At 29.5% G+C, this 14,481-nt stretch carries 28 protein-coding genes; 1 reads left to right on the top strand and 27 read right to left on the bottom strand.

Going from position 1 to position 14,481, the window contains the following annotated elements:
* Nucleotides 1-19: 19 nt before the first annotated feature.
* A complete protein-coding gene (gene lipB, locus PB7211_RS04635) occupies nt 20-637 on the top strand; it encodes a lipoyl(octanoyl) transferase LipB (protein ID WP_008545720.1) in 618 nt (205 codons plus the stop codon).
* Here the strand turns inward: lipB and PB7211_RS04630 are convergent.
* Genes PB7211_RS04630 through rpsJ form a run of 27 tightly spaced genes read right to left on the bottom strand, consistent with a single transcriptional unit; the run spans nt 615 to nt 14,480 of the window.
* On the bottom strand, nt 615-1,532 hold the full coding sequence (locus PB7211_RS04630) for an RluA family pseudouridine synthase (protein ID WP_034399025.1): 918 nt from the start codon (nt 1,530-1,532) through the stop codon (nt 615-617). The two genes, lipB and PB7211_RS04630, sit on opposite strands and share 23 nt — an antisense overlap.
* Nucleotides 1,533-1,541: 9 nt before the next feature.
* On the bottom strand, nt 1,542-1,985 hold the full coding sequence (gene rplQ / locus PB7211_RS04625) for a 50S ribosomal protein L17 (RefSeq protein ID WP_008544524.1): 444 nt from the start codon (nt 1,983-1,985) through the stop codon (nt 1,542-1,544).
* Nucleotides 1,985-3,013: a DNA-directed RNA polymerase subunit alpha gene (locus tag PB7211_RS04620; RefSeq protein ID WP_008544506.1), complete on the bottom strand. Its 1,029-nt coding sequence runs from the start codon at nt 3,011-3,013 to the stop codon at nt 1,985-1,987. The genes rplQ and PB7211_RS04620 overlap by 1 nt, the downstream gene beginning before the upstream one ends.
* Nucleotides 3,013-3,462 (bottom strand): 30S ribosomal protein S11, encoded by a 450-nt coding sequence (gene rpsK, locus PB7211_RS04615; RefSeq protein WP_008545260.1) that lies wholly within the window; start codon nt 3,460-3,462, stop codon nt 3,013-3,015. The genes PB7211_RS04620 and rpsK overlap by 1 nt, the downstream gene beginning before the upstream one ends.
* A 2-nt stretch (nt 3,463-3,464) precedes the next feature.
* On the bottom strand, nt 3,465-3,848 hold the full coding sequence (rpsM, locus tag PB7211_RS04610; protein WP_008544680.1) for a 30S ribosomal protein S13: 384 nt from the start codon (nt 3,846-3,848) through the stop codon (nt 3,465-3,467).
* Nucleotides 3,849-3,904: 56 nt separating this feature from the next.
* Nucleotides 3,905-4,468 (bottom strand): adenylate kinase, encoded by a 564-nt coding sequence (locus PB7211_RS04605; protein WP_008544413.1) that lies wholly within the window; start codon nt 4,466-4,468, stop codon nt 3,905-3,907.
* Between the two features lie 2 nt (nt 4,469-4,470).
* Nucleotides 4,471-5,751, bottom strand: a complete 1,281-nt coding sequence (gene secY, locus PB7211_RS04600; protein ID WP_008544747.1) for a preprotein translocase subunit SecY — start codon at nt 5,749-5,751, stop codon at nt 4,471-4,473.
* A 9-nt stretch (nt 5,752-5,760) separates the two neighbouring features.
* Complete coding sequence (gene rplO / locus PB7211_RS04595) at nt 5,761-6,213, bottom strand: 50S ribosomal protein L15 (RefSeq protein ID WP_008544123.1); 453 nt, start codon at nt 6,211-6,213, stop codon at nt 5,761-5,763.
* A complete protein-coding gene (gene rpsE, locus PB7211_RS04590; RefSeq protein ID WP_008545225.1) occupies nt 6,213-6,728 on the bottom strand; it encodes a 30S ribosomal protein S5 in 516 nt (171 codons plus the stop codon). Before rpsE ends, rplO begins: the two co-directional genes overlap by 1 nt.
* Nucleotides 6,729-6,730: 2 nt before the next feature.
* Nucleotides 6,731-7,087: a 50S ribosomal protein L18 gene (rplR, locus tag PB7211_RS04585; RefSeq protein ID WP_008544987.1), complete on the bottom strand. Its 357-nt coding sequence runs from the start codon at nt 7,085-7,087 to the stop codon at nt 6,731-6,733.
* Nucleotides 7,087-7,626 (bottom strand): 50S ribosomal protein L6, encoded by a 540-nt coding sequence (gene rplF, locus PB7211_RS04580; RefSeq protein WP_008545497.1) that lies wholly within the window; start codon nt 7,624-7,626, stop codon nt 7,087-7,089. The genes rplR and rplF overlap by 1 nt, the downstream gene beginning before the upstream one ends.
* Entirely contained in the window at nt 7,626-8,021 is a 396-nt protein-coding gene (rpsH, locus tag PB7211_RS04575; RefSeq protein WP_008545434.1) for a 30S ribosomal protein S8, read from the bottom strand. Before rpsH ends, rplF begins: the two co-directional genes overlap by 1 nt.
* Nucleotides 8,022-8,033: 12 nt before the next feature.
* Nucleotides 8,034-8,339, bottom strand: coding sequence for a 30S ribosomal protein S14 (rpsN, locus tag PB7211_RS04570; RefSeq protein ID WP_008545776.1), 306 nt, complete (start codon nt 8,337-8,339; stop codon nt 8,034-8,036).
* Between the two features lie 2 nt (nt 8,340-8,341).
* Entirely contained in the window at nt 8,342-8,896 is a 555-nt protein-coding gene (rplE, locus tag PB7211_RS04565; protein ID WP_008545014.1) for a 50S ribosomal protein L5, read from the bottom strand.
* Nucleotides 8,896-9,141: a 50S ribosomal protein L24 gene (gene rplX, locus PB7211_RS04560; RefSeq protein WP_008544698.1), complete on the bottom strand. Its 246-nt coding sequence runs from the start codon at nt 9,139-9,141 to the stop codon at nt 8,896-8,898. Before rplX ends, rplE begins: the two co-directional genes overlap by 1 nt.
* Nucleotides 9,142-9,143: 2 nt before the next feature.
* Nucleotides 9,144-9,512: a 50S ribosomal protein L14 gene (rplN, locus tag PB7211_RS04555; protein WP_008544079.1), complete on the bottom strand. Its 369-nt coding sequence runs from the start codon at nt 9,510-9,512 to the stop codon at nt 9,144-9,146.
* Nucleotides 9,512-9,748 carry a 30S ribosomal protein S17 gene (gene rpsQ, locus PB7211_RS04550; RefSeq protein ID WP_008544165.1) on the bottom strand — a complete coding sequence of 79 codons (237 nt, stop codon included), beginning with the start codon at nt 9,746-9,748 and terminating at the stop codon, nt 9,512-9,514. The genes rplN and rpsQ overlap by 1 nt, the downstream gene beginning before the upstream one ends.
* The gene (gene rpmC, locus PB7211_RS04545; RefSeq protein ID WP_008545005.1) at nt 9,741-9,932 is read right to left on the bottom strand and encodes a 50S ribosomal protein L29; all 192 of its coding nucleotides are present in this window, start codon (nt 9,930-9,932) and stop codon (nt 9,741-9,743) included. The genes rpsQ and rpmC overlap by 8 nt, the downstream gene beginning before the upstream one ends.
* Nucleotides 9,932-10,342, bottom strand: a complete 411-nt coding sequence (gene rplP / locus PB7211_RS04540; protein ID WP_008544867.1) for a 50S ribosomal protein L16 — start codon at nt 10,340-10,342, stop codon at nt 9,932-9,934. The genes rpmC and rplP overlap by 1 nt, the downstream gene beginning before the upstream one ends.
* The gene (gene rpsC, locus PB7211_RS04535; protein ID WP_008544562.1) at nt 10,342-11,022 is read right to left on the bottom strand and encodes a 30S ribosomal protein S3; all 681 of its coding nucleotides are present in this window, start codon (nt 11,020-11,022) and stop codon (nt 10,342-10,344) included. The genes rplP and rpsC overlap by 1 nt, the downstream gene beginning before the upstream one ends.
* A complete protein-coding gene (rplV, locus tag PB7211_RS04530; RefSeq protein ID WP_008545621.1) occupies nt 11,006-11,404 on the bottom strand; it encodes a 50S ribosomal protein L22 in 399 nt (132 codons plus the stop codon). The genes rpsC and rplV overlap by 17 nt, the downstream gene beginning before the upstream one ends.
* A gap of 2 nt (nt 11,405-11,406) precedes the next feature.
* Nucleotides 11,407-11,697 carry a 30S ribosomal protein S19 gene (gene rpsS / locus PB7211_RS04525; RefSeq protein WP_008545718.1) on the bottom strand — a complete coding sequence of 97 codons (291 nt, stop codon included), beginning with the start codon at nt 11,695-11,697 and terminating at the stop codon, nt 11,407-11,409.
* The gene (gene rplB / locus PB7211_RS04520) at nt 11,697-12,536 is read right to left on the bottom strand and encodes a 50S ribosomal protein L2 (protein ID WP_008544481.1); all 840 of its coding nucleotides are present in this window, start codon (nt 12,534-12,536) and stop codon (nt 11,697-11,699) included. The genes rpsS and rplB overlap by 1 nt, the downstream gene beginning before the upstream one ends.
* Before the next feature lie 4 nt (nt 12,537-12,540).
* Nucleotides 12,541-12,834 (bottom strand): 50S ribosomal protein L23, encoded by a 294-nt coding sequence (rplW, locus tag PB7211_RS04515; RefSeq protein WP_008545820.1) that lies wholly within the window; start codon nt 12,832-12,834, stop codon nt 12,541-12,543.
* Nucleotide 12,835: 1 nt separating this feature from the next.
* Nucleotides 12,836-13,459: a 50S ribosomal protein L4 gene (gene rplD, locus PB7211_RS04510; protein WP_008545397.1), complete on the bottom strand. Its 624-nt coding sequence runs from the start codon at nt 13,457-13,459 to the stop codon at nt 12,836-12,838.
* Entirely contained in the window at nt 13,459-14,169 is a 711-nt protein-coding gene (gene rplC / locus PB7211_RS04505; RefSeq protein WP_008545401.1) for a 50S ribosomal protein L3, read from the bottom strand. The genes rplD and rplC overlap by 1 nt, the downstream gene beginning before the upstream one ends.
* Nucleotides 14,170-14,171: 2 nt before the next feature.
* Nucleotides 14,172-14,480, bottom strand: a complete 309-nt coding sequence (rpsJ, locus tag PB7211_RS04500) for a 30S ribosomal protein S10 (protein WP_008546080.1) — start codon at nt 14,478-14,480, stop codon at nt 14,172-14,174.
* Between the last annotated feature and the right edge of the window lies 1 nt (nt 14,481).

Below are 14,481 nucleotides of genomic sequence, written 5' to 3'. Positions count from 1 at the left end.
AAGATAATACAATTTATAAATGAATCTAGAGATCAAAAAGTCAATAAAACCAATAAATTATTTTAGTGCAATAGATTTATTGGAAAAAAGATTGGAAAATTTATACAAAAATAAAGATAAGGAACTTATTTGGATACTAGAACATGATGAAATATTTACAGCTGGTACAAGCTATAAAGAAAATGAAATTTTAGATAATTCTATTAATTTAATCAAAACTAATCGTGGTGGTAAAATAACTTGTCATTCTCCGGGTCAATTAATCTGTTATTTTGTTTTAGATTTAAGAAAAAAAAAAGATATTAGAAAGTTTATTTCTTGTATAGAAAAAACAATTATAGAAACTCTTAAAGAATATAAGATAGAAACATTTTCAGACAAAAATAATATCGGAATTTGGCATAAAAAAAATAAAACAGTAAACAAAGTTGCAGCAATTGGGGTGAGAGTAAAAAAATGGATTGCTTATCATGGGTTTGCAATAAATATAGATAATAATCTTAATCAATATAAAAAAATTATACCATGTGGAGTCAAAGACAAAGGTGTTACCAATCTAATTAGTATTGCAAAAAATGATTATTCAAACTTAGATAATTTATTAATAGAAAAATTTATTTCAAACCTGGAAATTTAAGTCTTTTTGTCTTTAATAATTTTCTAAAGTAATCTGGTAGTAAAGCTGTGTAAGTGTGTTTAACATCATCAATGATGAATTTAATCTGATATGAGTGAAGCATTAAATTTTTATTTAAACCTCTTGAGGAATTAGATAATTTATATTTAATATCACCAAATATTGGTTGTCCTAAAGCATATAATTGTTTTCTAAGTTGATGTTTACGACCAGTAATAGGTTTTAATTCAACTAAACTTGCTTCTGAATTTTTATCTAAAACTCTATAAATTGTTTTTGCCTTTTCTATAATTTTTTTTTCTCCATCATATCGAATAAGATCATCGTTCCATTCACCAGAATCTTTATTTAATTCTCCATGACAGATGGCTAAATATGTTTTGTGAACTTTTCGTAATCTAAATAAAGAGGTTAACAATTGTGCAGATTGTCTTGTCTTAGCCATTATGAAAACACCTGAAGTGTCTTTGTCTAATCTATGAACTGAATATGGTTTTGTTCCTTGAAAGATTTCACTCTTAGCAAAAATATCTACTAAATTTTTTTTTGACTTAGTTCCACCTTGAACAGAGATACCTGAGCTTTTATTTAAAACTATAAAATTTTCATTATTATCTATAATTTGATCTTCATTAGATTTAATGATTTCTTTTGATGGTTCAAATTTTATTTTCTTCTGAATTATCTGTTCTTTAAAGTCTAAATTAAAAAAACTTATAACGTCATTGGTCTTAACTTTAGTTGAGCTTTTAATTTTTTTTTTATTAATCTTTATTTTTCCAGACCTAAAATATTTTTCAATTAATCCTTGTGGAATTTTGCCAATTTTTAATCTTGTCCAGCGATCAATACGCATATCATTACACGTTGCATCAACGGTATATGACTTTTTCATGATTAAAGATTATGCTGTTGCTTGTTTCTTTTCTTCAGCTTTTTGTGTTTCTTTAGTAGTATCTTTTTTTGGCTTATCTACTCTTTTAGCCTCAACATCTCTATCAACAAACTCTATAATTGCCATAGGTGCATTATCACCATATCTAAACCCAGCCTTTATAATTCTTGTGTATCCACCATTTCTTTTTTCATATCTTTTTGAAAGTGTTTTTTTTACTTTGTTTGCAGATTTTATATCTTGAAGTTGAGAAACGAGCATTTTTGTTGTTTGCAATGTTTCTTTCTTACCTAGTGTAATAATTTTATCAGCTTGCGGTTTTAAGAATTTAGCTTTTGGCAAAGTAGTTTTGATCTGCTCATATTTAATCAAAGAATTTAACATATTCTTTAAAAGAGCTTTTCTATGTTCAGAAGTTCTATTTAACTTCTTATTTGCCATTCCGTGTCTCATTAGATAGCTTCCTCTAATTTTTTGGACATTTCTGCTATATTATCTGGCGGCCAATTTGGTATTTCCATACCCAGGTAGAGAGACATTCCAGTTAGAACTTCTTTTATTTCATTTAAAGATTTTCTTCCAAAATTTGGAGTTCTTAACATTTCTCCTTCAGATTTTTGCACCAAATCACCAATATAAATTATATTATCATTTTTAAGACAATTCATAGATCTTACTGATAGTTCAAGTTCATCAACTTTTCTCAGTAAATTTTTATTAAACTCAGGTTCTGTCGAAACTTCTTTAACCGGTGCTTCTACAGGCTCATCAAAATTAACAAACATTTTCAATTGATCTTGAAAAATTCTTGCAGAATAGGCCACTGCGTCCTCTGCAGAGATTGCCCCGTTAGTTTCAACTTCCATAGTTAATTTGTCATAGTCTAATGCTTTACCTTCTCTTGCGGTGCTTATTGAGTATGAAACTTTTTTAACTGGACTATATAATGAGTCTATCGCAATAAGACCTAAAGGTGGCTCCTCTGGTTTATTTAAATCTGCAGGAACGTATCCTTTTCCAGTATTTACATTCATTTCCATATGGAAATTAGTATTTTCATCAAGATTACATATAACTAAATCTGGATTTAGAATTTCAACATCAGCTACAGGAGCTATATCAGAAGCTTTAATTTCACCAGGTCCTTTGGCATCTAAAACTAATTTTTTAGTACCTTCTGAATTAGATTTTAATGCTAAAGATTTAACGTTTAACACTATATCAGTTACATCTTCTCTAACTCCTTTAATTGAAGTAAACTCATGTAAAACTCCATCAATTTGGATCGAAGTAACAGCTGCACCTCTAATAGATGATAACAAAATTCTTCTAAGTGAATTACCTAAAGTTAATCCGTAACCTTTTTCTAATGGTTCTGCGATTATCTTCGCATGAGTTAAATCATCACTAATTTGTACATCTAATTTTGATGGTTTAATTAGTGACTTCCAGTTTTTTACATTTACATTTTCGACTTCCATTAAACTCTCCTTTTTTTTGGTGGTCTAGTTCCATTATGAGGCATTGGCGTAGTATCTTTTATTGATAAGATCTTAAAACCTCTAGCTTGTAATGCTCTTAAAGCTGTTTCACGTCCTGAACCAGGTCCTTTAACTTCAACTGATAATGTTTTCATTCCATACTCTAAAGCTTTTGAGGCTGCAGAGTCAGCAGCAATTTGAGCTGCATATGGAGTAGATTTTCTTGAACCTTTAAATCCTTTTTGTCCTGCAGAAGCCCATGATATTACGTTGCCATTAGTATCGGCAATTGAAATTATCGTATTGTTGAATGTAGATTGTACGTAAGCGATACCATTTAAAATATTCTTTTTAATTTTTTTCTTTTTCGAATAAGAACTTTTATTACTTTTCTTTGAAGATTTTTCTACCTTCTGATCTTTATTTTCAACTTTATCAGCTTTAGCCATAATTATTTTTTAGTTGGAGTTAATTTTTTTCCTGCTATTGCAATCGCCTTACCTTTTCTTGTTCTAGCATTACATCTAGTTCTTTGACCTCTGACAGGCAATTTTTTTCTATGTCTAGTTCCTCTATAGCACGCAAGATCAATTAATCTTTTAATGCTAAGCGAATAATCCCTTCTCAAATCACCTTCAACTTTGAAATTTTGGTCAATGTATTCTCTAATTTTTAATATTTCATCGTCTGTCAATTCGTTTATTCTTTTAGCTCTAGGAATTTCAAGTGAAGAACATATTTGATTTGAAAATTTGTCACCTATTCCATAAATATAAGTAAGTCCTATGTGAACAAGTTTATTTTGTGGGATGTTAATACCTGCGATACGAGCCATAATTTTTGTGATAAATTTGTGCCTTTTATATAAGAAGATTATCTAAAGTCAACGCCTTAAACATTGATAAAATTGTCTATTTTCCTTGTTATTTCATCAATTTCCTGTGTTCCGTCTATTTCATGAAAATTTGGATTCTTAGAGTAGAAATCTAGAACAGGTTTCGTCGTTTCCATATATGTATCATACCTTTTTATAATTGTATTCATATCATCGTCAGACCTATTTTCTAAAACTTTTCTTTTTTCAATTCTTTTTATGATTGTTTCTTTGTTTACATTAAGAAAAAAAATATGGTCAATTTTTTGATTTGAATTATTTAATAAATCATCTAAATTTTTAGCCTGACTTAATGATCTTGGATATCCATCAAATATAAATCTATCTTTTTTTTGGGGATCGTTGACTAATTTTTCTACTAGCTCATTAACAATATCATCACTTATGAAAATTCCATCATTCATATCGTTTGTTATCTGTTTACCAATATCTGAATTCTTTTTAATTTCATCTCTCAAAATATCACCTGTTGATATTTGAAAATTATTTAGTTTATTTACTAGATATTTAGATTGTGTGCCTTTACCTGCGCCAGGAGGCCCAAATAAAATAATATTCACTTTTACTTACCAAATTTTGTTTTCTTGATTAATTGTTCATATTGAGAACTCATTAATCTTGTTTGAATTTGAGTTACTGTATCAATAGCAACCACTACAACAATTAAAATTGAAGCTCCACCTAGATAAAAAGGTATTGGATAATTTGCAATTAAAAACTCTGGTAATAAACAAACTAAAGTTAAATATAGTGCGCCAATCGTTGTTAATTTTGTTAAAATATTTTCTATGTATAAAGCTGTACTTTCACCTGGTCTAATTCCTGGAACAAAACCACCATACTTTCTTAAGTTGTCTGCAGTCTCAGTAGGATTAAAAGTAATGTTTGTATAAAAAAATGTAAAAAATATTATTCCTGACGCATATAACAACATATACAAAGGTTGACCTTGTGTAAAATAAGAACTTAAATTTAAAAATGTTTCATTATTAGAAAATGAAAAATTTGAAAAAGTTACCGGTAATAATAAAAGTGCTGATGCAAAAATTGCTGGTATTACTCCAGCTTGATTAATTTTTAGTGGTAAATGTGACGATTCACCTCCATACATTTTATTTCCCATTTGTCTTTTTGGATAATTAATTAATATCTTTCTTAATGCTCTTTCCATAAAAACAACAAAGAGAATTGTTAAAATTAATAAAACAAAAATTGCTAAAATCATGAATGTTGAAACAGCGCCAGTTCTACCAAGTTCAAAAGTAGTCACTAAAGCACGAGGAATTTCAGCAACAATACCAGCAAAAATAATTAAAGAAATACCATTACCTATACCTCTTTGTGTAATTTGTTCACCTAACCACATTAAAAACATTGTTCCTGCAACAATTGTTGTTACAGTTGTTAATTTAAAAAAAACTCCTGGGTTAATAACTAAATCTGCAGATGACTCTAATCCAACAGATAAACCATAACCTTGTAATGTTGCTAATAATACAGTTCCATATCTAGTAATTTGAGTTATTTTTGCTCTTCCTGTTTCTCCTTGTGCTTTTAAATTTTTAAAATATTCAGAAACACCAGTCATCAATTGAACAATAATAGCTGAAGATATATATGGCATTATACCTAATGCAAAAATTGCCATTCTGCTAACTGCACCTCCTGCAAATACATTAAACATACCAAGTAATCCTTTTTGATTACCTTCCATCATAATTTTAAGCTGTTCTGGATCGATTCCAGGAAGCGGAACAAAAGTTCCAAATCTGTAAACCGCGAGTATAAATATAGTGAATAATATTCTATTTCTTAAATCATTGGTTGATGATGAAGAACTCATTTTGGCTAATTATTTTTTTAATTGAATAGATCCACTAATTTTTTCTAGTTTTTCTATTGCTGATTTAGAGGCTAAATCCGCTTCTATATTAACTTTATCTTTTATTTCGCCTGTTCCTAATATTTTTAATTTTTGGGAATTTTTATTTATCAATTTCAATTTTTTTAATAATTCCATATTAATAATATCACTAGGATTTATGGTTTTTTCATTAATATAAGATTGAATTTTTTCCAAATTCATTATCGCAATGTTCTGTTTTGAAATAGGATTAAAACCTCTTTTTGGAAGTCTTCTGTATAAAGGCATCTGACCACCTTCGAAACTCTTAATTGCTACACCTGACCTAGATTTTTGACCCTTAACACCTCTTCCAGATGTTTTGCCTTTTCCAGAGCCAATACCTCTGCCAACTCTCATTTTAGATGTATTAATCTTTTGTTTTGTATTTAAAGTAATCATTATCCTCTTTTTTCCACAATCTCAGAAATCTTTTTATTTCTTATTGATGATATTTGTTTTGGCGAATTTTGTTTTAACAAAGCTTTCATTGTTGCTCTAATAACATTATGAGCATTTGATGTACCCATAGACTTTGCAACAATATCTTTAACACCTAATACTTCACAAACGGCTCTAACTGGGCCACCTGCTATAATTCCAGTGCCTTTAGATGCTGCTCTTAAAACAATTCTTCCAGCACCATCTTTTGCTCTAACATCATGATGAATTGTTCTACCCTCTCTAAGAGGAATATGAGTTAATTTTCTTCTTGCCATTTCATTTGCTTTTTTAATAGCATCAGGAACTTGTTTAGCCTTAGCATGAGCAATACCTATTTTACCAGCTTGGTTACCAACAACGACTAATGCAGAAAATCCAAATCTACGTCCACCTTTTACAACTTTGGTAATTCTGTTAATGTGAACTAATTTTTCTAAAATATCGTCAGTTTTTTTATCTTTAAAATTATCCATAATTAAAAATCCATTCCATTTTCACGTAGTGTTTCAGCAAATACTTTAACTCTTCCATGGTATCTATAAATACCTCTATCAAAAAAAATTTTGGTAATTTTTTTTTCCTGAGCTTTTTTTGCAAGATTAGCTGCAACTTTTTTTGATAACTCAGTTTTGCTAACCTTATCTCCACCTTTCATATCTTTATCGATTGATGATGATGATAATAAAGTTATCTTTTTAACATCATCAATTATTTGTGCAGAAATATTTTTTGAAGATCTTGAAATACATAATCTAAATCTATCTTTAGGAGCAACTTTTTTAACTTTATTGCTAACTCTAAATCTTTTTCTAATACTAGTATTTAGTTTCATTATTTTTTCTTTCCTTCTTTTTTAAGAACATATTGTCCCTTTTCTCTAATTCCTTTACCTTTGTAAGGTTCTATTTTTCGAAATGTTTTTATTTTAGATGCAACAGACCCTACTAGTTGTTTATCTGAGCCTGTAATTTTGAGAGTAGTCTGTTTTTCTACGGCTATTTTAATTCCTTCTGGTATATCAAAATCAATATCATGACTATATCCTAGTTGAAGGTTTAATTGGTTGCCTTTAAGAGCTGCTCTATAACCTACTCCTACAAGTTCTAACGTTTTTTCATAACCAGTGCTAGAACCTATAACAGCATTATTGATCAAACTTCTATTCATACCCCACAATCTTTTTGAGTTTTGATTTATTTCTTTTGGTTTAATTGAAATTTCTTTACCTTCTTGGATGTCTAAATTGAACATATCTAAATCAATATTTACTGATTTTTTTCCAAGTGGTCCCTCTATGTTTATCATATTACCGGTTAAAGCAACTTTGACTTTTTCAGGAATAGAAATACTTATTTTACCAATTTTAGACATTAAAATACCTTACAAATTATTTCGCCACCAACACGTTGTTTTCTTGCATCTATATCTGTCATCACACCTTTTGGTGTTGAAACTATTGCGATCCCAAGACCATTATTAATTTTCGGTAGACCTTCAGCGCTTGAAAAAATTCTTCTACCAGGTTTTGATACTCTTTCAAAAGCGCTAATAACTGGGTTTCCAGAATGATACTTTAGTTCTAATGATAATGTTGGTTTTTTATCTACAGCATTAATCTTAAAATCTTTAATAAACCCTTCGTTTTTAAGTATATCAGCAATCTTTGATTTAAAATTTGAAGAGGGTAATTCTACTTTTTTATGATTTCTAGCTTGAGCATTTTTAACTCTTGCTATCATATCTCCAATTGGGTCACTTAAACTCATAATTATTCCTTTCTACCAGCTTGATTTAACCAAGCCCGGTATCTTTCCTTGTAATCCTAGTTGTCTTAATGCAATTCTTGAAATCTTTAATTTTCTATATACGCCATGAGGTCTGCCAGTTATTTCACATCTGTTCATAACTCTTGTTTTAGCTGAATTCCTTGGAAGTTGAGAAAGTTTTTGTTGTGCTTTAAATCTTTCTTCTAATGGAAGTTTTTTGTTCATAACTATTTTTTTTAGACTTTGTCTTTTTTTAAATAATTTGTCAGAAAGTTTTATTCTGCTTTTATTTTTATTTACAGCGCTTAACTTAGCCATATCTAATTGTCTCCTTTTTTAATAAATGGAAAATTCATTTTTTCTAATAAAGCAAAACTATGATCTTTATTTAATGCCTTAATTACTATTACAATATCTAGTCCTCTCACTTTATCAGCTCTATCAAAGCTTACTTCTGGAAATATGATATGTTCTTTAATTCCAAAAGTATAATTACCAAATTTATCAAAACCTTTTGAAGAAAGTCCTCTAAAATCTTTAATTCTTGGTAATGCAATATTTACAAGTCTATCTATAAACTCGTACATTTTGTTTTTTCTTAGAGTTACTTTTAAACCAGCATTAGAGCCTTTTCTTGTCTTAAAGTTTGCTACTGACTTTTTAAATTTTGTAATAACTGGTTTTTGTCCAGTTATTTTAGCCATATCTTCTTCGCATGCCTTTAAAATTTTAGAATCTGCGCCATCTAGTCCAAGTCCCATGTTTAATACAATTTTTTCAATTTTAGGCGCCATATAGATATTTTTCAAACCAAGCGTTTCTTTTAAAGCAGGTTGAATTTCTTTACTAAAAATTTCTTTTAATCTAGGTGTCATTATTTTTTAGCCTCTGTTTTTTTAACTGCCTTATCATCGATTAGTTTTAAATTTGATAAATGAATAAAACTTTCTTTCGATACAATTCCACCTTTTTTTTCCTTTGTCGTCTTAACATGTTTTTTTACCATGTTGATCTCTTTAACTTTTGCTCTATTGTTAGTTCTATCAATTTCAATTACTTCACCTTCTTTTTTCTTATCTTTTCCAGTTAAAACTCTTACTTTTAAACCTTTTTTTATCATTTTTATAAAACCTCCGGTGCTAATGAAATTATTTTCATTTGCCCTCTACTTCTCAGTTCTCTTGTTACAGGCCCAAAAATTCTTGTACCTACTGGTTCACCTTTATCGTCAACAAGCACAGCTGCATTATTATCAAATTTTACTTTAGATCCATCGTTTCTATGGATACCTTTTTTTACTCTTACTACTACAGCTTTATGAACTGTTCCTTTTTTTACCTTACCTTTAGGTATAGCTTCTTTAACAGCTATAACTATAGTATCTCCAATACTTGCATATCTTCTTTTTGAGCCACCAAGAACTTTAATGCACTCAATTCTTTTTGCTCCAGTATTATCTGCAACTTGTAATTCTGTTTGTACACCGATCATTATTTTGTATTCTCCATAACTTGAAATTTTTTATTTTTAGAGAAAGGCTTGCTCTCTATAATTGATACTTTATCACCAGTTTTAAAAGTATTATTTTCATCATGAGCATTGTAATTTTTTCTCACCTTAATTACTTTTTTCAAAACCGGATGTGAATATTTTCTCTCTACCATTACAGTCACTGTTTTGTTTGGTTTGTCACTTATGACTACACCTGTTAAAATTTTTTTAGGCATTAATCTTTCCTTTTAATATAGTTTTTAATCTTGCTATTGTTTTCTTTGTTTCACCAATTTTTGCTGGATTTGTAACTTGAGAATTCATTTTTTGAAATCTAAAATTAAAAAGATCTTTTTTTAGTTTATCAATATTTTTCACAACTTCATCTTTAGATAATTTTTTAATTTCTTGCTTTTTCATTATGCGTATCTCTTAATTATTTTTGTTTTAATGGGCAGCTTTGCTGAAGCTTTATACAATGCCTCTTTAGATATTTGCTCAGAAACACCATCAACTTCAAATAAAATTCTACCTGGTTTAACTCTACATGCAAAAAATTCAGGGTTTCCTTTACCTTTTCCCATTCTAACTTCTATAGGTTTTTTTGAAACTGGTACATTTGGAAATACTCTAGTCCAAACTCTACCTTGTCTCTTCATGTGTCTTGTTAAAGCAACTCTAGCAGCTTCAATTTGTTTTCCTGTAATACGTTCTGGTTGTAAGGCTTTAAGTGCATACGCACCATAATTAATAGAACTCGCACGGGTAGCCGTACCATGAATTCTACCTTTATGAGCTTTTCTCCATCTAGTTCGTACTGGTTGAAGCATTATTCTTTACCCTCTTTTGGTGTTATTTTATTTGTTTCTTGGCTAAATTCTCTTGCAAATACTTCACCTTTGTAAATCCAAACTTTAATACCTATAATTCCATAAGTGGTTAAGGCTTCTGCCTCTGCATAATCAATATCCGCTCTTAGTGTGTGAGAAGGTATACTGCCATCTCTTAACCATTCGGTTCTAGCTATTTCATTTCCACCCAATCTTCCGCTGACAGAAACTTTAATTCCTCTAGCACCTAATCTAATGCATGATTGCATAGCTCTTTTCATCGCTCTTCTGTATGAAATTCTTTTAACAAGTTGTTGAGCTATATTTTCTGCAACTAAATATGCGTTAGTTTCAGGTTTTTTAACTTCTTTAATATTTAACGCTACTTCATTTGTAGTAAATTTTGACAGATTATTCTTAATTTTATCAATATCACTACCTTTCTTACCAATGACAAATCCTGGTCTTGATGTATAAATAGTCACATAACACTTATTAGAAGTTCTTTCGATCATAACTTTAGAAACACCTGAGTTAATTACATTTTTTTTGATGTATTCTCTTATTTTAAAGTCTTCTATTAGGTAATTACCAAAATCTTTTTTCTTTGCGTACCAAACAGAGTCCCAACCTCTATTAACACCTAATCTGAAACCTACTGGATTAACTTTTTGACCCATGACTCTCCATTTGTTTAACTTCTGATAATATTATAGTTACAGTTGACCATGGCTTTAATATAGGAGCTGCTCTTCCTTTAGCTCTTGGTCTAAATCTTTTCATTACAATCTTTTTGCCACAATAAGCTTCTTTAACTACTAAATTATCGATATCGTACTGAAAGTTATTTTCAGCATTTGCTACAGCTGAGCTTATTGTCTTTCTTATATCTTTTGAAATTCTTTTAGCAGAAAACTGAAGGTCTCTAATAGCAACATCAACTTTTTTACCAACAATACTTTTTAAAATAGGATTAAGTTTTCTAACACTAGTTCTTATACTATTGTTTACAGACTTTACTGTATCAACTTTTTTTCTATTCTTTTTTTTAGTTTTGTTCATATTTATTTTTTCTCTGCAGGTTTAGCTTTTTTATCTGCTGGTGTATGACCATAAAAAGTTCTTGTTGGTGAAAACTCACCTAATTTGTGTCCAACCATATCCTCTGATATTGTAATTGGAATAAACTTTTTACCATTATATATCTGAAAACTAACTCCAACAAAATCTGGTAAAATTGTTGATTTTCTTGACCAAGTTTTGATAGGTATTTTTTTTGGATCATCTTTATATTTATCAACTTTTTTCATTAAACTTTCTTCCACAAAAGGTCCTTTCCATACTGCTCTAGCCATTACTTGGTATCCTTCCTTTTGTTTCTTCTTTTAACTATATATTTGTCTGTTCTCTTATTATCTCTAGTTTTTAATCCTTTAGCAGATTGACCTGTTGGTGAAACTGGGTGTCTACCTCCTGCTGATTTACCTTCACCACCGCCGTGTGGGTGATCTACTGGGTTTTTAACAACACCTCTAGTATGGGGCTTTCTACCCAACCATCTTGATCTACCAGCTTTACCAATTTTAATATTTTTTTGATCTGGATTACTTAAAACACCTATTGTCGCTAAAGATCTAGAATCAATTTTTCTAACTTCACCTGAAGCTAATTTAATTAAACTATAGTTACCGTCTAGACCACTTATAGTTACTGATGATCCTGCAGATCTTGCAATTTTTCCACCTGCACCAGGTTGAATTTCGACATTATGTATATTAATACCAACTGGTATATCTTGAAGTGGCATACAATTTCCAACTTTAATCTCTTTTTTTGAACCATTTTCTATTTTATCACCAGCTTTAATCTTTTGAGGGGCTAGGTAATAAGCATGTGATGCATCTTCAAATTTTACTAACATTATGTAGCACGATCTATTTGGATCATATTCAATTCTCTCAACTGTAGCCTCCATGTCAAATTTCTTTCTATAAAAATCAACATGTCTGTACATTTTTTTATGCCCACCAGATCTATTAATAGATGTAATATGGCCATTATTGTTTCTTCCTTTCATTGCATTCTTTGGTGATACAAGTGACTTGAAAGGTTTGCCTTTCCAGAGACCAGTTCTATCAACAAGAATTGTTCCTCTGGTAGATTTTGTATAGGGTTTAAATGTTTTTAATGCCATTTTTTTAAATTCCTGTTGTTAGATCAATACTTTGACCTTTTTTAAGAGTTATTATTGCTTTTTTGAAACCAGATACTTTTACTTTTTTTCCTCTAGTAATTTTTGTTCTGTTTTGCTTATTAATTATATTAATTTTAGTAACATTAACTTTGAAAATTTTTTCAATATTTTTTTTTAAATTTACTTTATCTGCGCCTGCTGGAACTTTAAAAACTACTTTATTTTGTTCTGATAAATTAGTTGATTTTTCAGTTACCATTGGTGAAATTATTTTGTCGTATAAGTGTATTTTGTCCATATTACGAATATCTCTTTTCCAATTCTTTTACAGAGCTTTCTGTGAAAACAACTTTTTTGAATTTAATTATGTCATACGAGCTAAAATGATTTACATCAGTCACTTTAACATTAGGAATATTTCTTGCTGATTTTTCAATTTTTTCTTTGGATGATTTGTCTAATATAATTAATGAGTTAGATATCTCTAATTTTTGGATGATAGCATTCATTTCTTTAGTCTTTTTTATTTCAGAACTAAAATCATTTAATATCAATAAATTTTTATGTTTATTTTTTTCTGTTATAAGAGAAGCAACGCTTAATTTTTTTTCATTTTTGTTTAATTTTCTTTTTTTATAAGCAAGTTCACCTTTAGGACCATGAGCAATACCACCACCTACAAAGATAGGTGCTTTTCTACTTGCGTGTCTTGCTCCACCTGTGCCTTTTTGTGCATAAATTTTAGATGTTGGTCCGCTAACTTCATTTTGTTGTTTTGTTTTCGCATGTCTACCTTTGTAATTTGCATTTGTTTTATACAAAACGCTACTTACAAGTTTGCTGTTAATTTTTGCTGAAAAAATTTTATCTAATACTTCTATAGTATCTTTTTTTCCATCAATGCTAAATTTTTCTAATTTCATTATTTTTTCTTTTTATCTGGTGTTTTTTTTGCTTCTTCAGCAGCAGCTATTTTTTCCGAAACTGTCATTTTGTTAATATTTTTTACTGATTTCCTAACAAATACCTCTGTATTTTTAGATCCTGGTATTGAACCCTTTAAATACAGTAATTCATTTTCTAAATCTGTTTTAACAATTTCAATATTTAACATTGTTCTTAATCTGTCACCCATGTGACCAGCCATTTTTTTGCCTTTAAATACTTTGCCTGGATCTTGACTGTGTCCAGTTGATCCATGTGCTCTATGAGAAATGGATACACCATGACTTGCTCTCAAACCTCCAAAATTCCATCTTTTCATAGCTCCAGCAAAACCTTTTCCAATGGTTTTTGACCTTGTATCTACAAATTTAATATCTTTAAATATTTCAAGTCCAAATTCATTACCTTCTTTATATGCTTCTGTATCTTTTATTCTGTATTCCTTAAGTTTTCTTTTAGCTTCAGTATTTTTTTTTGCAAAAAATCCTTTCATTGCTTTTGTTAATTTTGAGTTTTTGATTTTTCCGTATCCAAGTTGGACTGCTTTATAGCCACGTTTTTCTTCATCAATAACTTGAACAACTCTAGCTTTTTCAACTTTTAAAACTGTAACAGGAACTAATTGACCCGTTTTATAAAACTCCCGTGTCATACCAATTTTTTTTCCCATTAAAGCTATTTCAGTCATAACTAAATTTTAATCTCCACATCTACACCTGAAGCTAAATCTAATTTCATTAATGCTTCCACAGTTTGTGGTGTTGGTTCAATAATATCTATTAATCTTTTATGAGTTCTTGACTCAAATTGTTCTCTACTTTTTTTATCAATATGAGGTGATCTTAATACTGTATATCTCTCAATTCTTGTAGGTAATGGTATCGGACCCTTTATAGTAGCACCAGTTCTTTTAACTGTATTAACTATTTCTTCAGTAGAAGCATCTAAAATTTTGTTATCGTAAGCTCTAAGTTTAATTCTAATATTTTGTTTTTCCATA

Source organism: Candidatus Pelagibacter sp. HTCC7211 (assembly GCF_000155895.1).
Lineage (GTDB): Bacteria > Pseudomonadota > Alphaproteobacteria > Pelagibacterales > Pelagibacteraceae > Pelagibacter.
Note: the sequence above shows the minus strand (reverse complement) of the source record. Positions and strands in the feature narration are given on the sequence as shown.